Source organism: Alteromonas ponticola (genome assembly GCF_012911815.1).
Classification (GTDB): domain Bacteria; phylum Pseudomonadota; class Gammaproteobacteria; order Enterobacterales; family Alteromonadaceae; genus Alteromonas; species Alteromonas ponticola.
The window spans coordinates 170914-193325 of sequence record NZ_JAATNW010000003.1 but is presented as its reverse complement, the minus strand read 5'-3'; the positions used below and the strand labels follow the sequence as shown (position 1 = coordinate 193325).

Sequence of the window (22412 nt, the reverse complement as noted above, 5' to 3'; positions counted from 1 at the left end):
TTACTGCTTCTTTGACTTATTGCAATATGACAAAAATGGCGCGCAAGGCGCCATTTTTTGATATTCCGCTACCTCAGCTGGTTTATTGCGGTTTTCACCGGCGGCACATGATCAGTAAACACCCCGTCCACATCGAGTATGTGTAAAGCAGTAACCGCTTCGTTGAGTGTCATGCCAGGCGGAAGCTGGTCGGCTCGCAGTGTGTAAGGGTGAATGAGCAATCCCGCATGTTGCGCCTGTGTGACCCACGTTTGGGGTTTAAGCTGACCTTTGCTTAACGCGGCCTTATCCAACAATTGATTAAATGAAGGGCCAATGCCGTTCACCACAGTCGCAAGTTCTTTTATCGACGACGTTGTGTCTAGCAAATGGCTGTTGTTACTCCCTATTAGTTGAACCAACTGGCCTTTATAGCCTAATTCATCACGTAAGCGGGTTATCTCTTTAAAATCGAAACATTGCAAAATAATTTGACTGTCTTTTTTCAGATAACCATAGGTTTCTAACACACCCAATGCGATAGCGCTGATATCTTTGCCTTGCTTGCGGTGCCAGGCAGGGGCCTTAATTTCTGGGTAAACACCAATAGAGGCACCCAGCTGACGATTAAGCTGGGTAATTAACTCTAAATGTTCCGCCAGTGTGGCGATACTGAATTGAGCCTGTGAACCTTGATATCGTTTAGGGAAGACTTGCTCACCTGCCTGGGTGGTGCGCTCGTGAACAACCAGCGTTTTTATTTCAGCCAGGGTAAAATCGATCACATAGTAACGACCGTCTTTTCTTGCTCTCTCAGGAAATTTTTCTGCAACATCGGTAACGGTATCTAGATGAATATCATGTAAAACAACCGCAATGTTATCTTTTGTCAGAACGACATCCTGTTCAATATAAGCGGGCAGCTGAGCATGCGCCAATGTAGTTGCAGCAAGCGTGTGCTCAGGTAAGTACCCTGAAGCACCGCGATGAGCGATGACATCGAAGGCGAAGACGTGTTTGGATAAGGTCGCCAGGATCAGTATTGGGATATAGCGGGATAGCATAGTCATTCCTTAATGTTTTAAACGGCATCGATGCGTATATTTGCCGTCGCATTAAGATCCGACAAGGTGCACAAGCGATCTAATCCAACTGTTCAGCTGAATCACCCGCATATTCAATGATGTTGTGCCCCATTGCAACTGGCCCATGGATTTAAATAAATGGTTTATGGTGAAGATAAAAATTCATAAAACTTAGCTACACCCGCCTCCAAAAATGAATCTACCGGCCCGTGCTCCTCTTCACCGGACAGATACAACGCCTCTCTACCTCGTTCTAAAATTAAGCAGGCTTCCTCGTCTTCGAAAGCAGTTTCCATGTAGGCTTTTTTCTCCGCTTCGAAATAACCCGGCACTTTCGCATGAAACACGTTAGGGTAATAAAATTCCACGTGATTGGTACAGTGTCTTGGCCCATTGGGATAAATGGTGCTGACAACCAGTACTTCGGGATACCATTCGATCATGATATTGGGATAGATATAGCACCAGATGGCGCCATATCTTGGCAGGTTGTCGCCAAAACGCTCAACCAGCGCATCCTGAAAGTGACGATAATGGGGTGTAGTTGCTTTGAGTAAATCTTCACCTAAGCCCACTTTTTGCACCGAATAGTCCTTGCCAAAGTCCCACTCTAAGTCGTTAGGCTTAACAAATTGCCTGAGGCCAGGGTGCATCGAAAAAACGTGATAGTTTTCCAAATAAATTTCAACGAAAGTTTTCCAGTTAAAGTTGTACTGTGTGGTTTCAAGCCCAGCGAAGAAATAGTCATCAAAGTTAATATAGGAGGTTAACCCGAGTGCCGCTAAATCCATATCGGGTACACGACCGCGAAACAACATTCCGTTCCATTTGTTGAGCGTTTCAGTTTTAAGCTTACCCTCAGGTTTACTTTCAAAGTGCGGCGCACCTTTCAATGCGCCCAGGTTGTCATATCCCCAGCAATGCAGTTTGCACACGATACTTCTGGTTCTGCCGCTGCCTTCCAATAGTTTAGCCTGGCGGTGTAAACACACATTCGATACCAGATCATACTTGTCACTCTGGTTGAACAGCACAAACCGATCATTAAAGTGGGGCAGAACCTGATAGCTGAATTTTTCCGGAACCATAAGAGAATGGCCCGCGTAGCTGAGCCCTCTTGCGAAAGCAGAATCGGTTTCAGTTTTTGCGATTTCAGCATCAAAGTAGCTTTTGATAGAAGGGTGTTTGAACAAAGACTGTAGCTCCAAGAACAACTAATCAACGGCTTGAGAAGAGTATTATATTAGCATTTTACGCAATATTGTCATGCATTCTGGAACCTGCCCAGTAGGTTTAAATTAAAGTTGGTTAAGCTGAGACAACTGCACATTAGGCCATACTGATGATGCACCAGTATGGCGAGTCGTGATATCGACGCATAGACGGGTGGGCGACCTACGATCCCGCCATACGATTGGCATCAAAGATTTCAATCCAGTATCCGTCAGGATCTTTAATAAACGCCAGGTTATTCATTTTGCCATCCTGCAAGCGCTTTTGGAACGCAACGCCTAAGTCCTCAAAGCGCTGGCAAGCACCTTCCAGGTCTGGCACGTGAAAGCCGATATGTCCAAATCCTCTGGGCTCGCTGTTGCCATTGTGATAAGTGGTAGTCGCTGCGCTGTCACCCCAATTATGGGTTAACTCCAACATTGCCGGACGACCGAAGGTTTGCGCTGTTCGCTCTTTGTTGTTGGCACTGATATCGGAAAAATCATCGCCTGCTGTTAAGAAATAAAGCGTAAACTCCATTTCTGGGAACTCCAGTTTTCTTAACAATGTCATGCCCATTATCCGGGTGTAAAAGTCCAGGGAGCGGACCGGGTCAGCGATTCTCAGCATGGTTTGGTTAAAGACAAAGCCCAGTGTAGCTGGGTCTCGTTGTTCGCACAGGCCTTCTGCTTTTTCAAAATGACGGGTCATGATTAATCCTCTTTAACGATGGCTCGACCTACTGATGTTGGGGGTAACATCCGGTTTGCAATCCTGACTTTGATTTTTCACTCTTTAATTAGTTTCGGCTGGTGCGACTGACTTCGCCGGATAAGGTCGCAATAATTCATGCACCAGATTGGTCAGTTCTTTTTGGATCGTAATACTATCCTTTGCTTCCAGCTCAGTGCTGCCAGCTGCACTGTAAATAAATTCACCATTTTGGATGATATCAATTTGCAGATTCTGATACTGTGTAACCTGTTCCCCCACAGGAATGTTAAAAATGCTACCCAGTGATATCGCGCTGGAGCGTCCGAATACGCCTGTACCCAGTCCAATACTCATGGATTTGCCATTGTCTTTAATGGCAGATGAGGGAAAGAATGTCACTTCAATATCTGCATTATCTTTGCTAGCAGGTGATAACCCCTTGCTAAGCAGAATGCTTGAGATTGAAGACACTACGTGGTTTTCAACGGGCACATTGACGGGATTGAGCGGGGGTTGAACAAAAAAAGTGTTAATGCTTTTGAAGTTTTCCTCGTCAACCATATTCACTTCTGGTTTGTTGGACGCACAGCCGATCAATAATCCAGATGAAATGAAAACAACTAAAAATGCACGTGCCAATGCAAGCGTGTGGTTATTTGAAAACATAAATATACCGAAGTTATTACAACAGGGTTTAAACGAATGAAACTAAGGATAGGGATCGTTTTGTCTGCTTTTTATGATCTAAAGCAGGGAAGAGTAATCCATGTAACCAGAGTAAAATCTGATTAAGTAAAATTGACCTAGCTGTTAACGTCTTCAAGACTCTCTTTCTGCAAAGCGGTAAGCAAATTGCGGCGAAATTCACCGCAACGGATTTAACATATCAAGCAGGCAATTTAGGCGCATTTACATTATACATAAATGCGTTAAACTTGTTGCCTTTGTCTTGAAAGCAGACAAATCATACCCAACATAACTATTGCGAACGTCTGAGGTTCAGGAACAGATATCTGGCTATCGCTCTCGGAATAGGTAGCGGTAATATTATCGAAAAATACGCTTTGATCTTCATCACTTGAAAACGAAAATAATACGATATCTTCAATCACTGTTGGTGCACCTGCCGAAGGATTAATCGCTAATTGCCCTAGTGAATTGCCATCAACCCAGCCAGAAAGCAACATGGCGTCAAAATCTAACTCCAAACTGAATGTGTGCCATACAGATTCGGTAAAGGTGAGAACCTCGCCATTAGTGTCATTGTTACCTAACTGAACACCGCTGGAACTGCCTAGCGCGTTATCATTCAATGCTAAAATCTGACCAAGAAACCCGGTGTCCCCCCACAGTGAGATACCTGCATAGTCCGGCACTGTACCTACTCTCATAAAATCAGCGGTGAGCGTAAAAATACCACCATCCAATTCAATACCTACTGGTAAATAGGTTTCAAAATAATCATCTTCAAGGGTACCTGCCATGTCAAGTTCCAACGCTTGGGTACCTGACGAAGACTCAGCGTTTTGAATAACGGCTTCACCTGTTTCATCGCCATAAACTTGCCACCCCTGTTGGCCCTCAATATCACCTACAGAAAACGCGGGCGATTCAAACCCGGTTGAATAGATAACATTGGCATGAGCACTGCCTGAGACTAATGCAGCATAGAAAATAAGTAAGCTTAATAACTTATGTTTAATCAACTTCTCTGATTTATTCTTCATTTTAACTTCCTGATTTTATAGTTTTTATTAACTTCTAAAATAAGCAGTGAAAACAATGAACTGCAATGTTGCACTGCTAGTGGTTATCCAATCCAGCAGTCACTCGCCGGTTTAGAGGTGGTCACTTCGAATTGCATTGATGTTTTTATACGCAATTTTCAGGCCGTTAACAAAAAGCTCTTAAAATTAGTAAGTTAATTATTTATCTGGTTGGTTTGTGTTCAATGTGTAAAGTACTTCGACACAATTCATGTCACATATTGGATGTGTAAAATACCGCTTCAGGGTGTTACTCAACCCGGACTTGCTAATGATAAGGCAGACTAATTTTTGGCATGTCGGCTAGCCAAAGTGATAAGTATAACTTGGTTATCACCCATGCGATGCTCATTTACACTGATGTAAACTTAGCTTATGCAAAACAAATCCCACCAAGACTTAGCCTGCTTCCTTTACGTTAGCGATGGACTGAGTTTACGAGCGTTTGTATTTTATCCCTCAACGTATACAGGTTTTGCTTGTTACCATCGCTGGACATAGCGACGAAAGTGAATTGACTGGCTATGTGTGAGTACTTCAGGACGTGGTGTGAAGGGTTACTGCCATCGTGCTCCAGCGTAGCTACCGTTCCATCATTCAATGTGAACCGTCCAAAATCATATTCAGAATCCAGATGTTTATCGGAAAGCGGGTGGTGAGAAAGAATGCTTAACAAAGTACTTCCAGCAAGTGCTTCGCCATTTAATAACGCTACTTCCCAACGGATCAGGTCTGCAGGCGTAGTATAAATTGTGACGCCGTTAATGGCCGTGGGGAAGTCACCAATAACCTTGTCTACTTTATCATCTACGCTATCTATTTGAACCGTATTTACCATTTCGAAAGGCGCAAAAAAGTTCGTTTTCAGAAACTGACCAAACGGCATGCCAGTTACTTTTTCTACTATTTTGGCTCTAAGCATGACGTTGATGTTGCCATACAAATACTGCGAGCCGGGTTCAAATTCCAGCTTGCTAAAGGCCAGAATCTGGCTCATCACGTCTGCGGTAGAAATATTGGTTGCCCATTTTATTTTTGGTAAGCCTGAGGTATGTGAGAGTAAATGGTGAATGGTTATCCTTTTCGCCCACTGTGGAAGATTCGGGAGATAGTCAATCACGGGGTCATTCAGATTCAGTTTGCCCTGCCTGGCTAATTTCAATATGGCCACTGTAGTAAACTCCTTACCTACCGAACCACTACTAAACAGGTGACTTGGAGTTAACGGCCTGCCTTTTTGTTGATAGCCAATTTCATAAGAAAATATCCCAGTATCCCAGAGTTTGATAGCTACAGCGCCATTAAATCCGCTTCTGGCATTCTCTTGGATAATTATTCGCTCGATTTGTTTTACTAAATTAGTGTGAGCAACTTCAGTTGAGGCTGAACGAGAAAATGTTGCCAGAAAAAAGACAAAAAGGGTGACACCACAGTACCGCATTATTTTATTTTTTCTCTATCAGTCGTAGTGCTTAATTGCAGAATATACTCCAATCTGTGTTTAAAAGGTCGGAACCACAGCTCCGCAAACAATATCGCATAAAACAATGGTCGGAGGGCATAAGTGAGGTAGTCTGTCATATGCTCAGGATCGATTTCAGTGTGCATCATTATGGTCAGGCCACACACGGCTGAGCTTACAATGCCAACAATGCAGGCATACTCATGTAAAGACTTTACCAGTGATATTTTGGCGTTAATATTTTTCGCGACGACTGGAATTCGAAATACCCAGGTTGTGGAAATTAAACATGAGTATATTTCCCTGGCGCCGTGAGAAATACCGGCGAAGACAAAAGTCAGTCCCAAAATCAGGGCGGAACTAATGCGCTCCCAGTTTGGGTATTTCCCTGTGAGATCGATGATTAAATAGGCGCAAAACATTAACACTGGAAAGCCAATTAACCCACTCCAATTGATCGGGTGGGTGTTATCACTTAACGGCTTATCTTCACTTGTTTTGATTACTTGCAAATCTTTCGGGCTAAGTTCAAAGACTGATGCTAGAGCCAGCACCGATTCTAGCGAGCAAACGCCTTCTTTTTCGATTCGTTGAACCGTTCTTTCACCAAGCCCTGAGATTGTGGCGAGTCTGTTCTGTGACCATCCTCGTTCTTTTCTCAACTCGATTAATTTGTCTTTTGCTATTTCCAAATTCGGGACATTCAAGTTTTCGGGTGGCTGGAGTATGGCAAAATAGCAAAATTTTGACTACGCCATTTTGCCGCCGATGACTCGCCAGTAGCCTGCCACATCAGATATTTTCAAGAATTAGATAAGCGTCCTTAATGTGACAGTGAACACCTGCATTAGTGGAGCTCACGCTAAACCGTTATTTGATCAGCACTGTAGCTTCATGAGGTAACAGGCTAAAACTAATAAACTCAAAGTCTAATCCTGACTTATCAATAAATTCATAGAAGGCTTTAAATTCATGCTCCTGGAACTCGGGATATCCCATCTTTACTCGTTCATCATTAAACGCGAGTCGGCGATCCTCAATGTTGCCTTAAAGAAGTGCTCACCAACTTTCGAACCTTTAGATGCTTCCAACACATAACCGTCGATTGGCCAATGGTTACTGGCCAGCGGTAACCGCGCCTTTAGGTTCAACGTAGCAAAGCTCATGCTGGAAAGATGCTAAACGATGAGCTATCAGCAGAAAAGTCTAACCAATATATTGCGCTAATTCGGCTCAATAACCTGCATTCCTCGCTTCGGGGTTATTGTCGCGAAACATCGCTACTATCATCTTAATGGTAAGCGATATTCCGCTTAAACCAGAGACATTTTTTTCAACATATTCTTTTTGTGACCTGATGTCCTCTTCATCATACACAGCGCCGTCAAAAATAACGATTTCGATATCTTGTGTGTGTGAAATATCTTCGAGTGGGTTTCGTTTCAACAAAATCAGATCGGCTTTCTTGCCTACGTCTACGCTTCCCATTAAATGCTGTGTGCCAAAATATGTGGCCGGTAAAATTGTCGCAGAGGCTAATGCTTCAGCGTTCGATAAGCCGGCTTTGGTCAGTTGTTCTAACTCGGTATGAAGAGAAAAACCAGGGAAAGAATAAGGATCATACGTATCAGTACCAGCCAGTATGCTAATGCCTCGCTGATGTGCATATCCAGTTAACTCCAGGCCTCTTAGGTAATAACTATTTAAATCATCCTGGTCATCCTTCTTCATTCTTTGCGCATCGTCAGCCCACAAGTTTTTGATTAAAAATGGGATATATCTCAGCTTGTCATCGTTAAGAAAGTCCTCGTTACTACTTTGAGCTTCGTAATGCTTAGTGATATGAGTTGGCACGAAATAAGTGTCATTTTTGATCATGGCGTCAGCAAGCTGGTCAAATTGCGATTGATCAAATGTTTTCAGGACTTCAGCTGTGCTTGGTCTGGGCGTTTTTAAAACTTCGTCATTGGAATATCGCTCAAAATAGTGCTGTCGCAAAATCGGTGCTACAAAGGAAGAATTATCGATAAAAAGGTGGGCGTGCTCAAAACTTCGTTGACCTGCATTCGCTGCCACGATTGGGTCCATACTTAGCGGATAGTGGCCGGCAAATTTTACCTTATGCATATTTGCCAATTCAGCGAGTTTGAGGTATCTCGTTTCTTTGATTTGACTGTATATTTTGATAAAGCTTCGAGGATCTTCTATAGACCGTTGAACAACTTTATCAACATTACGCCTATCATAATTGTCACCCACAATTGAGTCGGCATAACCCATTATTCTGGGGCCTAGTAATTTGTGGTTGTCGATTGACGTGGCCCAAGACCGTCTTTCTTCAACGATGTTCATGATTCCTTGCATATCGCGCACATTCACCACGCCGTTTGCTACGTATAGCGGCATGGAGATCTGGGCTGCTTCATTGAAGGCAAGGTGTGAGTGCATATCCCACAGACCTGGTATCAGGAAACGATTATGGCCGTCAACAATAAACGCATCGTCGGTGTTCATTTTGGAATCTGCGCTCGCAATACGAACAATTACACCGTCTTGAATCATAACTCGCATGTTATAGACGGTGTTGTCGCGGGATATGTCAATTATATTGACGTTGTCGATAATGATTTTGTTGTGCTGATCTTTTTGAATAAGGGGAGGGGATAATGGTAATAGAAAGATTAACCAACCTAAAAGAAACGCCACTATTACTAACGTCACTATCCCTATGGCGGTTCGTTTCAAGAAAGAATGCAAATCTTAACCAAACTAGTAAGTTGCTGATATTCTTAATCTATCATGAAATAAATAGTGAGAGAAGTTACTCTGTTTTATCCTTAAACTCACACACGGTCTCAATAATGCACGAACCACAACGAGGCTCGCGAGCGATGCAGGTGTAGCGGCCATGCAGAATAAGCCAGTGATGCACAGCGACTTTAAATTCAGCCGGGACCACTTTAAGCAGCTTCTGTTCAATCTGCTCGAGGTTCTTTCCCGTGGCCTGTTAAGTGCGGTTTGAGACTCGGGAAATGTGTGTGTCCACCGCGATGTTCGGCCAGCCGAAGGATAATTAAAGTAGATTGTTGTGTTAACTAAGCCCAATCAAGTATAAAACTGAAAAGAAATCAAATTACGCCATGTAAAGCATTATAATGGCCTTTATGCGAGGTAACTGTAAAACGATTGCCGTACAGACTATCTCACTGCGGTCCCTTGTTTGACGGTAGAGAAAATTTTGAACTGTCTGGGTATTTTTCAAGTGTTTGGTCAATAGCCGATTGAAAGGATTGGACCAGCATAGGATTAATGTCTCTACTCAAGGCGAAATAATAATGCTTTGGCGGAAAGCGGAAAACAATTTCAAATAAAGAAGGATTAAATCCGGCTGACTTTAACGTTTCCCTCCAGGCAAACTCTCCAAAAATCCATATATCAATCCGTCCAGCAGTTAACATGGCCCCCATATTTGTTGAATGAGGTAACAATACGATATTACCCGATGGAATTTTTATTTCGTGAAGTATTTCTTCTCCTACATCACCTCTAACCGCACCGGCGATATAACTTTTTAATTTAGCGGAGTCAGTGATTTTAATCTGACGAGCTTTAAGCGCGATCACTACGTCGCTTTCAGAAGCGAACGGACCTACCCATTGAAATTTATCTTCTCTCTCAGAGGTTCGAATCGTACTGAATAAAACGGTATTGGGTCCTTGTAAGGCGTTTTTAAACGCTCTTGCCCAAGGTTGAACCAAAATCTCGTCTCGGTGAACAGGGCTACCCAAGTCTGCCGATGCACTTAACAATAATTCAACGGCAAACCCTTGCAAGTGACCATTTCGAACATAATTAAACGACGCATTATTTTCAGTTATGTAAGTGAGTTCATTGAGTTCTGATGAAAAAGCAGCAACATTCATTGACGATGCCACTACAATAGCTGCACATTTTAAAAGTAGTAACCTCAAAAACAATGGCTGCATCTTACACCTTTTGAAAAAAAAGAAAGCTGATGGTGTCTAAGCCAGAATATTATCCTGATTTAGGCAAAATATGTGCTGATTTAAGGTTACTAAAATAATCACTTTTTAAACTAAATGTTAGCGCCATCGTCCGTCTTTTTCAGTGACTCAATTTAGTAGTACATATTTTAGTCTAACATCCTTTATTCAGTTTTCCAGATGAGGGAACAATAGTGGGACTCTTACATGCGTTATTCCGTTTTATCCTTAAACTCACACAAGTCCTCAATAATGCAGGACCAACAACGCGGCTTTCTAGCCACACAGACATACCGGTCGTGTAAGATAAGCCAGTGATGTACATCGACTTTAAACTCGGCAGGCACGACTTTAAGTAGTTTTTTTTCAACCTGGTCGACGTTCTTTCCCATGGCCAATTTAATGCGTTTTGATACCCTGAATATATGTGTATCTACAGGGGTTCTACCCCGTATCAAATAACAAACTAAAGCAAACAATTAACTTTAAATTCCCATTTGAAAAAATGTTTGAGCGGTTTAAATCTGGCAAACACCAACTTGGGTGCCACTGAGCCTTGTCAGTCATATCCTCGGTGGAACGTAATTTAATATTCAAGGTGCTTTCTAACTAATTTTTTATATAGTAGATTGCGCACATTAACAATAAATATAAGCTCGCGTGTTACTAAGGCATCTTCATTTTTTGCGTGCTGAATATTTTTTTAATGCTGCATCATGCATAGATGATGTTGGTTATTTAGCAGAATGTGGGAATAGATCGCTTCATGCAAGGTCGCATGGTGAATCATTGATGTCATTGCGATTAAATAAATTGCGTGGAATTAGCTTATTTATACTAAATGAGCCAGAGGCAGCGCTTTCACCATTACGTCAACTGACTCCTCTTGCTGCAATTTATGAGTTTGTTAATGATGAGGCGTAGTTCATCGTTACTACGCATTCGCCAATGCTTCTTGCATATCCAAATACTAAGACTTTAAAATTTAATGAGTCTGGTACATTAGAAATCATACATGAAGAAACCGAGCACTACATAGTGACGAGAGGTTTCTTTAATAATTATCCTCGTAGAAGAGAGCTGTTGTTGAGTGAGGATTAATGCGCCTAACAAGTGTGTTAAACACGTTCGCTGCGCTCACTGGATTGCCGCGTAATTGCGTGGTAGCCGTTTTCACTGACGTTAGGGGTAGGACCAATTGACAAAAGAAACACCACACTTTCTGGCTGGCGGCGGTGCAATGGGTGCGCGGTTGCGAGCCTTTGCCTGGGAGCAGACGCCCCTAGGTCCATCGGCTGCCTGGCCGTCGTCACTGAAGACGTTGGTGGGGATCATGTTGGCGTCAAACCAACCGATGTTTGTAGCGTGGGGTGCCACGCGCACTCTTATCTATAATGACTACTACGCTGAAATCCTCGGAAACAAGCATCCAGATGCGCTTGGCCAGGATTTCTTACAAGTCTGGTACGAGATCCGGGAACAACTTCAGCCGATTGTATCTTCTGCTCTGAGAGGCGAGCCCGTGCAGATGCAGGATATCCCGTTGATGGTGGAACGACACGGCTATCCGGAACAGACTCATTTTTCCTTTTTCTATTCTCCGGTGCGTGGGGAAGGTTTGGAAGTCGAGGGATTGTTCTGCGCGTGCACGGAGATCACCGCCCAGGTGCTGACCGAGCAGCGGTTGGTCGAAAGCGAGGCCCGGCATCGCGGTGTGTTGACCAATATGGACGAGGCATTCATGTTGCTGGGACCCGATTTCCGCGTGCTGGAAGCCAATGATGCCGCTTTGCGCCTGATTAAAACGCAGGTCGATATGATCGGAGAGGAGTTCGGGGCCCTATTCTCGGAAGGCGGGCAGGCTTCAGTCTACTCAATGTGCCAACGCGTCAGTGCCAGTGGTACATCGGAGCGGCACGAATATTCCCAGGTATCAGCTGAACACGGATTGTGCTGGTTTGAAGCGCGCGCCTATATGGTCGAAGCGGGTCTGGCCGTGTTCGTACGCGATATCACTGAGCATAAAAAAATGGCTGCAGACGCAGCGGACGCGGCCGAACGCGTGCAACTGGCGCTGGACGCGGGCGCCATCGTTGGGACCTGGATTTGGACGATACCGGACAATCGCTTTATTGCAGACGCCCGCTTCGCCGCCAGCTTCGGACTCAGCGAGACGCTGTGTAAGTCGGGCCTCCCACTGGAACTCGCCATGGAATCCATTTACGCCGATGATCGCGACCGAGTTTCGTCGGCGATCGAGGAGGCGATGAGTCGGGGTGGCGCATACAGGTGCGAATATCGGGTCTGGCACAGGGATGGGACCCTCCGCTGGGTCGAAGCCAACGGTCGGGCAGAGCTAGACGCCGACGGTAAGGCGGTCCGTTTCCCGGGAGTACTGCTAGACATTGAGGATCGACGACGCATGGAAGCCGAACGCGACCAGGCCGGCATGTTGCTGCGTATGTTTACCGATGCGGTACCCGGGGTGGTCTATGCCAAGGACCGTTCCGGCCGATTCATGGTTGCCAACCGCGGAGTTGCGGAGCTACTCGGCCTCCCCCCGGAGGCGTTCCTAGGTCGCACGGACGAAGACGTACTCGCAGACAGCGTCCAGAGCGCCGCGATCATGGCGACCGACCGCCGTATTATGGATTCCGGTATTGGCGAGCAAGTCGAGGAAGAGGTTATGCTATCCGATGGGACCCCGGCCATCTGGCTATCGAACAAGGCACCGTGGCGGGATGAAGATGGGAACATTCTGGGCTTGATCGGCTCGTCCGTCGATATTACGGATCGCAAACGCATGGAGAACGCATTGCGCGTGTCTGAACAGCGCTTTGCCCTGGCCATGGACGTGGCCCAATTCGGGACTTGGGTCTGGGAGGTACAATCCAGCGACATCCGCATGGACCCGCGATGTAGGCAGATTGTCGGTGCAGCACCTGATGAGGCGGTGGTAACGTTTGACGTCCTCTCCCAGCGTATTCATTCCGATGACTGGCCGCGGGTTGAGGCGGCCCTCCAACATGCGCTTGAACCCGGTTCCGGTGGCAGCTATTCTGAAGAGTTCCGATGGATTCACAACGATGGTCAAGTGGTGTGGACGATGTCGCGCGGACAGGTATTATTCGAAGGCGATGTGCCGGACGCCAGACCATTGTCGATGATCGGTACGGTGCTCGATGTTACTGAACGTCGGCGGATGGTCGAGAGCCTGGAACAGGCGGATCGCCGCAAGGACGAATTCCTTGCCATGCTCGCACACGAGTTGCGTAACCCTCTAGCACCCATCGGGACAGCGGCTAGCTTGCTGGAGATAGCGCCTTTGGATGAAGCGCGCGTTCAACAGATAGGGGGAACCCTCTCGCGCCAGGTCTCGCATATGACCGAGCTTGTAGACGATCTTCTGGACGTCTCGCGGGTGACGCGGGGCCTGGTGGAATTTGCCCGTGAGCCAGTGGACATACGTGCGGTATTGGATGCTGCGGTAGAGCAGGCCCAGCCCTTGATTGCTGCGCGCGGGCATGCCCTGACGACGCAATTCCCGGATACGGCGCTGGTCATAGGCGACCGCCACAGGCTGGTCCAGGTGGTGGCGAATCTGCTCAACAACGCTGCTAAGTACACGCCAGCTAACGGTCAGCTGCAAATGTCGATACAGGTCCAAAATGGAAAGGTGCAACTGCGCGTCACTGATAACGGCATTGGTATGGACGATGCACTGCTGCCAACGGTGTTCGATCTGTTCGCGCAGGGTAAGCGCGCCCCGGACCGCTCCCAAGGGGGACTGGGAATCGGTTTGGCTCTTGTGCGCAGTATCGTAGAGCAGCATGGAGGGACTGTTGCGGCTACAAGCCCTGGACTCAATCTTGGCAGCACCTTCATAATGACATTGCCACTGGCTGCAACTGATGAGGTGCCAGTACAAGCGCCATCTGGCAACACTTCTGCGAGTACAGCGTTGAAAATACTGGTGGTCGACGACAACCGGGAAGCAGCTGAGTTGCTCGCTATCCTGTTGAATGCACTGGGCCATGATGCGAAAGTCGCCGTCGATGGCGCTGGCGCCGTGGCCATGGCGCGTGCCGAACTACGCTGGGACGCGTTCATCCTGGATATAGGTCTTCCCGACATGACGGGGTATGAACTCGCGCGGAACCTCAAGATGGCTGCGGACTGTTCAACCTACATCGCGCTGACAGGCTATGGCCATTCCCGTGATCGCCAGAAGTCAAAGGCCGCAGGGTTTGACCATCATCTGGTTAAGCCCGCAGACTTTGACCGATTGCAGCAAATCCTAAATGGAATTGCTTCCGAAAAGCTTAAAAACAGTTAATAGATATTAGTGACTAAAGGGTAAAAACTAGCAAGGCGCCAAAGCTAAATAAAAAATTTTAGGCTGAGGTTGATGGGTTATATATAGAAAATTAATCCGTCACTCAGTTTTTTCGATTTTTCCAAGGTCGGAGTTAGCCTGGGGTCTGACTGATATACTTTTATACAACTTTAGAAGGGATTTAAAACAGGCATTGAAGGTTTTCTCAACAAATTACTGATGGGCCCTGAGCTTCGCTTTTTGTCAGCCTATTTTCTTTGGTTATTTATTGTATTCGGGCTTTGGATGCACGCTTTGCTGCACCACATCATTAAATTTTTCTGCTTTGCGCTGACGCTCATCTGTTAGTGACTGGATGACTACTGAGTGCCGTGAGTTCAATTGGTAAAGTCTTATTTTTTGCAAATTGTAGCTCCGGGGAAACGTCATTTCCGAGCCAGCGGGAACTCCTTTGACTGTTGTTCTATACGCATAAAAGTGGATTGTTATGCTTTACGTTAACTCACTCAAAGCCGCCTAATACTTATTCTGTCTTATATTTAAACTCAAACAAATCTTCAATAATACAGCTGCCACAACGCGACTTTCTAGCCACACAAGTATATCGGTCGTGCAGTATAAGCCAGTGATGAACATCCACCTTAAACTTGGCAGGCACGACTTTAAGCAGGTACTGTCCAACCTGATCGACGTTCTTTCCCATGGCCAGTTTGGTGTGGTTAGATACCCGGAAAATGTGGGTGTCCACAGCAATGGTAGGCCAGCCGAAGGATAATTAAATTATGTAGATATCAACATTGGGGAAGCGGAAATCGCTTTTTGTTCTAAGGATGCCAGCTTCACAAAAGAACAAATGCATTTCTGTCAGAAAATTAGCACAAAACACATCATTATTTGTAACACCTAGTTGCAATTTAGATGGGGTTAAAACCTTTGTTGGTGATACTATTCACAAAGCTAAGACTATCCTTATTTGAGCTTTGATAATACTTGTTTTTTTATAAAAGCTCGGGGTTATTTGTCTCAGGATCATGTGTATATTAATAGAGATTAGACACATTTTGCTGTATTTCAATTATGTTTAGTTAATTACTTTAACTCGCAGATGGATGGAACCAACCTTATGAAATGTATCTTAAAGAATTTATTGATAGTGATCACAATAAGTCTTTGGGGTTGTGCAAACCAAACTTCAGACAAGGTTCTGAAAGAAAAAAAATTCGAATCCAATATTTATGTTATAAAAAATGTGAATGTCATTCCAATGACAGAAAGTAATTTCGAAGTCATAAAAAATGCATCAGTGGTAATAAAAGGTCAGAAAATATTCTCAATTAATGGACAAACTCCTGATAATTCAAAAGTAATCGACGGAACAGGGAAGTGGCTATTACCCGGTTTAATTGATATGCATGTTCACACCAATGCAGATCTAAATTTCAAAGAAAATTCACCTACTCAAGGCGCTACATTTTTTATGGATACACAAGATGTTATGACTACATATATAGCAAATGGAGTCACAACAATATTTGAACTTGGTGGTAGGGTTGAGCATTTTGGACAAAGAAATGAGGTGGCAAAAGGAAAAGTGATTGGTCCCCGAATGGCAATAGCAGCAATGATAAACGGTGGGGACACGAATAATGGCGGAAGAACAGTGAACAACAGTTCAGATGCTCAACAGGCAGTAAGAAGTGTGAAAGCCGAAGGTTATAACTTCATCAAAGCTTATTCAGATTTAAATATTGAAGCCTTTCAAGCCGTCGTGGAAGAAGCGCAAAAGCAAGGTCTTAAGGTTGTAGGGCATATTCCAGATGCTTTTAAAGGTACAACAGAAGAAGCATTTGTCCCAAGTTTTGGATTGGTTGCACACGCTGAAGAATTTTCAAAACAGATAAGAGAACAAGAAAAGACAAAAGAAGATGCCGAAAGGTTTGCTCAATTATCAAAGAATAATAATACGTGGTTAATTCCGAATCTCATTGCAATTGTAAAAATAAAGGAACAAGTTCAATCCCTTGACTCAATTAGCTCAATGGAAGCCCTGAAATATGTGCACCCGCTACTTCAGGACAAATGGTTAAATTCAAACAACTATCACAAACATTCCAGCTCAGAGTTTCTCAGATATTTAAACGACCTTATTGTATTCCATAAAGAAATGGTAGTAGCTTTTAAAGACGCTGGAGTGCCAATGCTAGCGGGTTCTGATGCGGGAGTTTCAGGAGTTGTAACTGGATTTGCACTGCACGATGAGCTTGAGTTGTTGGTAGACGCGGGGCTAACGACGGCTGAAGCTTTAACTTCTGCAACAAGGCTACCTGCCAAATGGTTGGAAATTAGTGAAAAGGTCGGCACAGTTGAGGTTGGTAAATATGCTGACCTTTTGTTATTGGATGCAAATCCACTTATTAACATTAAAAATACACGAAAAATAAACGGAGTATTTGTAAACGGAAGATGGGTGGATCGTGGTGAAATTGATAAAATGCTATCGGAATTAGCGGATTGGAACACTTCAAAGAAAGAAGTTTATAAATGGAAAAATCGAAGAGAATATTAATGTGTTTAAAGCCAACTTTCAAATTTGTTGAGAGGTCAAGAGTTCAGGTACCACATTTACAATCAATAACAGGTATGTCTGTTTCTCACTCCAAGCTGTTTGAAATTTATTCCGTCTTATCCCTAAACTCACACAGGTCTTCAATAATGCAAGAACCGCAACGCGGCTTGCGAGCAATACAGGTGTAACGGCCGTGGAGTATAAGCCAGTGATGTACATCGACTTTAAACTCGGCAGGCACGACTTTAAGCAGTTTTTGTTCAACCTGATCCACGTTTTTACCCATGGCCAGTTTAGTGCGGTTTGATACGCGAAAAATGTGTGTGTCCACCGCGATGGTCGGCCAGCCAAAAGCGGTATTCAGCACCACGTTAGCAGTCTTTCTTCCTACACCCGGTAGGGCTTCCAGCGCTTCTCTGGATTCAGGCACCTCACCGTCATGCTTTTCCATCAGGATCTGGCACATCTTGTAAACGTTTTGTGCTTTTGAATTATACAAGCCGATGGTTTTAATATACTCACGCAGGCCTTCCAAGCCTAAATCTAGGATAGCTTGCGGCGTATTGGCCACTGGAAACAGTTTGTCGGTGGCCTTATTTACGCCGACGTCAGTGGCCTGGGCTGAGAGCGTTACAGCCACCAACAGTTCAAACGGGGTGGTGAAATTTAACTCGGTAGTAGGGTGGGGGTTGGCATCTCGTAAGCGGGTTAATATTTCTTTTCGTTTAGTATTATTCATAGCAAAAGGGACAACAGGTTAAGAATCAGTAGTAACGCGAGCACGTGTAATCACGTTTTCTGTCTTTGGCTTACGGGCTTCCAGGCTGGAGTCTAATGCGTTTTTACACGCGATGATGAATCCCATACCCAAAAATGCGCCGGGCGGCAGTATCGCCAGTAAAAAAGGCGTTTCAGTATCAAATATGACCAGAGTCCAGTTGCTGGCAACTTCACCAAACAATCGGTCTGCACCGGTTAGTAAGGTGCCGTTACCTAACAGCTCTCGCAGTCCTCCTAAGACCACCAGAACTAAAGTAAAACCGACACCCATAGTAAAACCATCATAGGCAGCGGGCAGCAACGGGTTTTTCGAGGCAAATGCCTCTGCACGGCCAATGATGGCGCAATTGGTCACAATCAACGGAATGAAGATACCCAGGGTTAAATACAACTCATAGGTAAATGCGTTCATCAGCAACTGCACGATAGTAACGAAGGAGGCGATGATCATGACAAAAATAGGAATACGAATTTCGTTTCTGACCACATTGCGAATGAGTGACACGGTGACATTCGAGCCGATAAGAACCAGCATGGTTGCTAGTCCGAGTCCTAAGCCATTTATCAGGGTTGCAGTGACAGCAAGTAGCGGACACAAACCAAGTAACTGCACCAGGGCGGGGTTATTTTTCCACAGCCCCTGTAACGTAATATCCTGGTAGTTAGTCATTGAGTTTATGCTCCTTCGACTTCACAATCATTGGTCTGTTCAAACAAGGCCTGCTGATTGTCTCGAACAAAGATTAACGTATTTTGAACAGCATTCACCACGGCACGAGGGGTGATTGTCGCACCGGTAAATTGATCAAAGCGTCCGCCGTCCTTTTTTACCGCCCAATTAGAAGGGCTGGGATCGGTAAGTGACTTGCCGTTAAAACTTAAAATCCAGTCACTGATCGCAAGTTCGATTTTATCGCCTAACCCGGGGGTCTCTTTATGCTCAACGGTTCTTACCCCCAACACATTCAAATTGGTGTCTATTCCAACGACTAAATGGATATTGCCACTGTAGCCATCAGGTGCAGTGGTTTCGAGTGCCAATGCGCTGGGATCACCTTGCAGGCGAGCACGGTAAACCACCTGTGCTTCGCTAGTGCCCAGCAACGCTGACTGGATCAGAATACAGTCATTGTAAAACGAATTATCATAAAAACGTTCAGGTACGACTTCGGTGAGTACGCTAAGCAGCCGTTTTTTTTGTTGTTCTGTTATGCGTGATTCTGTGGTCGCGAACGTCAAGCTAATCAACGCCGTGGTAACTACGGCGAACAGCGCCAGCATACCGCCATTTTTGTACAGCGTGGAAAACATCATTTATTGTTTCCTCGCATTTTTAGCGGTGTGTCCATAGGTGCGCGGTCGGGTATAATAATCAATCAAAGGCACTGCCATGTTCATTATGATCACACCAAAGGCGACGGCGTCAGGATAACCACCAAATGTTCGAATGATAATCACCCACATACCGATTAATGCACCAAACACCAGTCTGCCTTTGTCGGTGGTCGATGCGGTTACCGGGTCAGTGGCAATGAAGAAGGCGCCAAAAATTAAGCTGCCATTGAGTAAATGAAATAGCGGTGAGGCAAACGCGTCGGAATTGGCAATAAACAAAATAAATGAAAAAACGGCAGCAGACAGTAGCATTGCGGTAGGAATGTGCCAATTTATAACGTTGGCCTTGACTAAAAACAGGCCGCCCGCCAGATAAGCCAAACTTACCCACGCCCAGCCTGCACCGGCACTCTGAGCCAACGCATTGGAAAAAATGGGTTGGTTTAGCGCTTCAGGGTAAGTGTAATTCTGTGCGAGGGCAGTTTTTACGCTGTCCAGGGGGGTGGCCATGGTCGCGCCATCAACGGCAAGCCTTAGTTGATCCGTGCTGTACCCCGAATCGGTAAAGCCTGTCATTATTATCGTCAGGGAGTCAATAAAGTCGGGTTGAATACTAGTCAATGAAAACGGAGGCAGCCACATGGTCATTGCGGCAGGAAATGATATAAGCAGCATCACGTAACCCGCCATGGCTGGATTAAATAGATTAAAACCAAGTCCGCCATAGAGTTGTTTAACGACTGCGATAGCGAAAAACGTACCTATGACTGTCATCCACCATGGTAAGAGCGGTGGCAGACTCACTGCTAAAAGCAGCGCGGTGAGAATGGCACTAAAGTCATTCAGCGCGAATTTGCTGTTTTTACCGCGAAGTTGCATAAAGGTTGCTTCGGTTACAACCGCTGTTATAACTGCAATGGTTGCTTGAATCAGTACACCATAACCGAAGAAAAGCACTTGTGCGATGACACCCGGTATCATTGCTAAAATCACCAACCGCATCACCTGACTGGTGTTGCGTTTAACGCGCTGGTGAGGCGAGCTGGACAAGGTCAACTTCATTTATTCTGCCTCACTGTTATTTCGCTTTGCTGCCTGTTTCGCTTTGGCTTTGGCAACTGCTGCTGCAATTCGTTTGCGCTTTTCTTTATCTACGTTAGCGGGTGCGTGACCATTCGCTTTTTCAGCGCTGAGGCTTTCGGCATTGTGAACCTGCACAGAGGACGTATCCGTTGACGGCTTAATCTTCTGGCTATGTGTATCGGGCTCAGCATCGACAGAGTCTTCGTTTAACTGAGCGGCTTCTTTTTTGGCTTTGGCTCTGGCTACCGCCGCGGCTACTTTAGCCTTACGCTCATCGTCAGCCGAATTTTCCTGCGAGTCGTTTGCCTGAGCGGCTTCTTTTTTGGCTTTAGCTCTGGCTACCGCCGCCGCTACTTTAGCCTTACGCTCATCGTCAGCCGAATTTTCCTGCGAATCGCTTGCCTGGGCGGCTTCTTTTTTGGCTTTGGCTCTGGCGATCGCCGCCGCCACCTGTGCCTTTTTATCAGCGTCGTTGTCAGGCGCGGTTGATTGGTTTGAGTGAACTTGTGCTGCCTTTTTCGCTTTGGCACGTGCTAATGCCGCCGCAACTTTGTCTTTCGCTGGGCTGGAGTCAGCTGCTGGAGCTGATTGCTGTTTTGTTGCTAATGCAGCTTCCCGGGCTTCTTTCGCTTTTTGATGTCTTTCTTCGCGCTCCTGCTTCTCCCTAATCAGTCTGGCATTGCGCGCTTCAAATCGCTCTTTTGCTTTTTCTGCGCGACTTTTCTCTTCTTTTTCCAGCCTGATTTCTGCCTTTGCCTGGCGGTAATAATGCACCAGCGGAATCTCACTGGGGCAGACATACGCGCAGGCACCACATTCTATACAGTCGAATAAATTATAAGACTGCGCTTTATCAAGTTCTTTTGCTTTTGCATGCCAAAACAGTTGTTGGGGCAGTAAAGAGGCGGGGCAGGCATCAGCACAGGCACCGCAGCGGATACATGCTCTTTCCTGCTCGCTAAAATTAACTTCACCCTTAGCCGGAACCAGCAGGCAATTAGATATTTTTACGATAGGAACCGCCATGCTGCTAAGAGTGAAACCCATCATCGGCCCACCCATCACCACTTGTGGTGTGGGCTGCTTTTTAACTTGATAGTCAGCATGGACAAGTAAATGGCCGACCGGGGTTCCCAGCCTGGCCCAATAATTCCCCGGCTGCCTGACTGCTCTGCCTGTTACGGTAACCACACGCTCTATAAGTGGTTTGCCTTCGTAAATTGCGCTGGCCACGGCAAAGCAGGTGCCCACATTGAACATAAGTATACCAATATCCGCGGGCAAACCATGGCGGGGTACTTCACGCTGCGTCAGCATTTGTATAAGTTGTTTTTCTCCGCCTGCGGGATACTTAGTCTCGACAGCCACAACCAGGTATTCAGGCTTATCCTGACAGGCAATCTGCATCGCCTTAATCGCATCTGGTTTATTGTCTTCGATAGCAATGACTACCGCTTTTGGAGAAATTAAATGATGAAGTACGTCAATGCCCTGACGAATTTGCCAGGCGTGTTCTTGCATGAGTCTGTCATCAGAGGTGATATAAGGTTCGCACTCGACCCCATTGATAATAAGAAAATCAATGGTTTTGCTATTACCGGTTTTAATGTGGGTTGGGAAACCTGCGCCGCCCATACCTGAAATGCCCGCGTCACAAATAGCCTCTACAACGGTTTGTTGAGGTAATGAACGAAAGTGGGCAAGGGGAGTTAGCGTGGTCCATTCGTCCTGACCATCTGCTTCGATAACAATGCAGGCCTCACTTAATCCACTTGGGTGCGCTACCACATGAGGTCCAATTTGCACTACGGTACCCGACGTTGATGCATGAACAGGTACTGCGAATGGATGAGTACTTTTTGTCAGTGCCTGACCTTTTTTAACGTAGTCCCCTTCGGCCACACACACGTTTCCTTCAGTTCCAATATGTTGCCGTAATGGCAGCACAATCTTATCGGGAAGTGGTAATGTCTGAATGTCGGTGGTGTTTGACAGGGATTTTTCATCAGGTGGATGCACCCCGCCAGTAAATGTAGAGCATTTACCGGCTTTCAGGTCCGCAATGATTTCATCAGTACTTCGCAACATGG

General features: G+C 45.5%; 16 protein-coding genes and 3 pseudogenes. 2 read left to right on the top strand and 17 right to left on the bottom strand.

From position 1 onward, the window contains the following. Nucleotides 1-68: 68 nt before the first annotated feature. The 11 genes and pseudogenes from glpQ to HCJ96_RS05705 form a co-directional block, all read right to left on the bottom strand. On the bottom strand, nucleotides 69-1043 hold the full coding sequence (gene glpQ, locus HCJ96_RS05755) for a glycerophosphodiester phosphodiesterase (protein WP_169210085.1): 975 nt from the start codon (nucleotides 1041-1043) through the stop codon (nucleotides 69-71). Nucleotides 1044-1207: 164 nt separating this feature from the next. Beyond that, complete coding sequence (locus HCJ96_RS05750; RefSeq protein ID WP_169210084.1) at nucleotides 1208-2257, bottom strand: aromatic ring-hydroxylating oxygenase subunit alpha; 1050 nt, start codon at nucleotides 2255-2257, stop codon at nucleotides 1208-1210. A gap of 202 nt (nucleotides 2258-2459) precedes the next feature. After that, nucleotides 2460-2987, bottom strand: coding sequence for a lactoylglutathione lyase (gene gloA, locus HCJ96_RS05745; RefSeq protein WP_169210083.1), 528 nt, complete (start codon nucleotides 2985-2987; stop codon nucleotides 2460-2462). A gap of 84 nt (nucleotides 2988-3071) precedes the next feature. Then, on the bottom strand, nucleotides 3072-3656 hold the full coding sequence (locus tag HCJ96_RS05740; protein WP_169210082.1) for a DUF4136 domain-containing protein: 585 nt from the start codon (nucleotides 3654-3656) through the stop codon (nucleotides 3072-3074). 263 nt (nucleotides 3657-3919) lie between these two features. Beyond that, nucleotides 3920-4717, bottom strand: coding sequence for a hypothetical protein (locus HCJ96_RS05735; RefSeq protein ID WP_169210081.1), 798 nt, complete (start codon nucleotides 4715-4717; stop codon nucleotides 3920-3922). Between the two features lie 457 nt (nucleotides 4718-5174). After that, on the bottom strand, nucleotides 5175-6197 hold the full coding sequence (locus HCJ96_RS05730) for a serine hydrolase domain-containing protein (protein ID WP_169210080.1): 1023 nt from the start codon (nucleotides 6195-6197) through the stop codon (nucleotides 5175-5177). Continuing rightward, on the bottom strand, nucleotides 6197-6910 hold the full coding sequence (locus HCJ96_RS05725) for a helix-turn-helix transcriptional regulator (protein WP_169210079.1): 714 nt from the start codon (nucleotides 6908-6910) through the stop codon (nucleotides 6197-6199). The genes HCJ96_RS05730 and HCJ96_RS05725 overlap by 1 nt, the downstream gene beginning before the upstream one ends. Nucleotides 6911-7451: 541 nt before the next feature. After that, on the bottom strand, nucleotides 7452-8939 hold the full coding sequence (locus HCJ96_RS16515; protein WP_169210078.1) for an amidohydrolase family protein: 1488 nt from the start codon (nucleotides 8937-8939) through the stop codon (nucleotides 7452-7454). Nucleotides 8940-9039: 100 nt separating this feature from the next. Beyond that, nucleotides 9040-9288: pseudogene (locus HCJ96_RS05715) on the bottom strand (endonuclease III); the annotation flags it as partial. A gap of 133 nt (nucleotides 9289-9421) precedes the next feature. After that, the gene (locus tag HCJ96_RS05710; RefSeq protein WP_169210077.1) at nucleotides 9422-10204 is read right to left on the bottom strand and encodes a substrate-binding periplasmic protein; all 783 of its coding nucleotides are present in this window, start codon (nucleotides 10202-10204) and stop codon (nucleotides 9422-9424) included. A 230-nt stretch (nucleotides 10205-10434) separates the two neighbouring features. Continuing rightward, a pseudogene (locus HCJ96_RS05705) lies at nucleotides 10435-10659 on the bottom strand (endonuclease III); the annotation flags it as partial. 761 nt (nucleotides 10660-11420) lie between these two features. On the opposite strand from HCJ96_RS05705, the gene HCJ96_RS05700 reads away from it, so the two are divergent. Further along, on the top strand, nucleotides 11421-14558 hold the full coding sequence (locus HCJ96_RS05700; protein WP_169210076.1) for a PAS domain-containing protein: 3138 nt from the start codon (nucleotides 11421-11423) through the stop codon (nucleotides 14556-14558). A 523-nt stretch (nucleotides 14559-15081) separates the two neighbouring features. Here the strand turns inward: HCJ96_RS05700 and HCJ96_RS16280 are convergent. After that, nucleotides 15082-15330, bottom strand: a pseudogene (locus HCJ96_RS16280) (endonuclease III); the annotation flags it as partial. Between the two features lie 351 nt (nucleotides 15331-15681). On the opposite strand from HCJ96_RS16280, the gene HCJ96_RS05690 reads away from it, so the two are divergent. After that, entirely contained in the window at nucleotides 15682-17124 is a 1443-nt protein-coding gene (locus tag HCJ96_RS05690; protein WP_169210075.1) for an amidohydrolase family protein, read from the top strand. Nucleotides 17125-17230: 106 nt separating this feature from the next. Here HCJ96_RS05690 and nth read toward each other — a convergent pair whose 3' ends face one another. Genes nth through rsxC form a run of 5 tightly spaced genes read right to left on the bottom strand, consistent with a single transcriptional unit; the run spans nucleotide 17231 to nucleotide 22410 of the window. Continuing rightward, nucleotides 17231-17863 carry an endonuclease III gene (gene nth / locus HCJ96_RS05685; RefSeq protein ID WP_169210074.1) on the bottom strand — a complete coding sequence of 211 codons (633 nt, stop codon included), beginning with the start codon at nucleotides 17861-17863 and terminating at the stop codon, nucleotides 17231-17233. An 18-nt stretch (nucleotides 17864-17881) separates the two neighbouring features. Further along, the gene (locus tag HCJ96_RS05680) at nucleotides 17882-18574 is read right to left on the bottom strand and encodes an electron transport complex subunit E (RefSeq protein ID WP_169210073.1); all 693 of its coding nucleotides are present in this window, start codon (nucleotides 18572-18574) and stop codon (nucleotides 17882-17884) included. Nucleotides 18575-18579: 5 nt separating this feature from the next. Beyond that, entirely contained in the window at nucleotides 18580-19215 is a 636-nt protein-coding gene (gene rsxG / locus HCJ96_RS05675; RefSeq protein WP_169210355.1) for an electron transport complex subunit RsxG, read from the bottom strand. A gap of 3 nt (nucleotides 19216-19218) precedes the next feature. Beyond that, complete coding sequence (gene rsxD / locus HCJ96_RS05670) at nucleotides 19219-20301, bottom strand: electron transport complex subunit RsxD (protein ID WP_169210072.1); 1083 nt, start codon at nucleotides 20299-20301, stop codon at nucleotides 19219-19221. After that, nucleotides 20302-22410, bottom strand: coding sequence for an electron transport complex subunit RsxC (gene rsxC, locus HCJ96_RS05665; RefSeq protein WP_169210071.1), 2109 nt, complete (start codon nucleotides 22408-22410; stop codon nucleotides 20302-20304). Nucleotides 22411-22412 lie beyond the last annotated feature (2 nt).

Coding starts and splice junctions, on each gene's coding strand:
- glpQ (WP_169210085.1), bottom strand. CDS start 1,043: ATGCTATCCCGCTATATCCCAATACTGATCCTGGCGACCTTATCCAAA.
- gloA (WP_169210083.1), bottom strand. CDS start 2,987: ATGACCCGTCATTTTGAAAAAGCAGAAGGCCTGTGCGAACAACGAGAC.
- HCJ96_RS05740 (WP_169210082.1), bottom strand. CDS start 3,656: ATGTTTTCAAATAACCACACGCTTGCATTGGCACGTGCATTTTTAGTT.
- HCJ96_RS05735 (WP_169210081.1), bottom strand. CDS start 4,717: ATGAAGAATAAATCAGAGAAGTTGATTAAACATAAGTTATTAAGCTTA.
- HCJ96_RS05730 (WP_169210080.1), bottom strand. CDS start 6,197: ATGCGGTACTGTGGTGTCACCCTTTTTGTCTTTTTTCTGGCAACATTT.
- HCJ96_RS05710 (WP_169210077.1), bottom strand. CDS start 10,204: ATGCAGCCATTGTTTTTGAGGTTACTACTTTTAAAATGTGCAGCTATT.
- HCJ96_RS05690 (WP_169210075.1), top strand. CDS start 15,682: ATGAAATGTATCTTAAAGAATTTATTGATAGTGATCACAATAAGTCTT.
- nth (WP_169210074.1), bottom strand. CDS start 17,863: ATGAATAATACTAAACGAAAAGAAATATTAACCCGCTTACGAGATGCC.
- HCJ96_RS05680 (WP_169210073.1), bottom strand. CDS start 18,574: ATGACTAACTACCAGGATATTACGTTACAGGGGCTGTGGAAAAATAAC.
- rsxG (WP_169210355.1), bottom strand. CDS start 19,215: ATGTTTTCCACGCTGTACAAAAATGGCGGTATGCTGGCGCTGTTCGCC.
- rsxD (WP_169210072.1), bottom strand. CDS start 20,301: ATGAAGTTGACCTTGTCCAGCTCGCCTCACCAGCGCGTTAAACGCAAC.
- rsxC (WP_169210071.1), bottom strand. CDS start 22,410: ATGTTGCGAAGTACTGATGAAATCATTGCGGACCTGAAAGCCGGTAAA.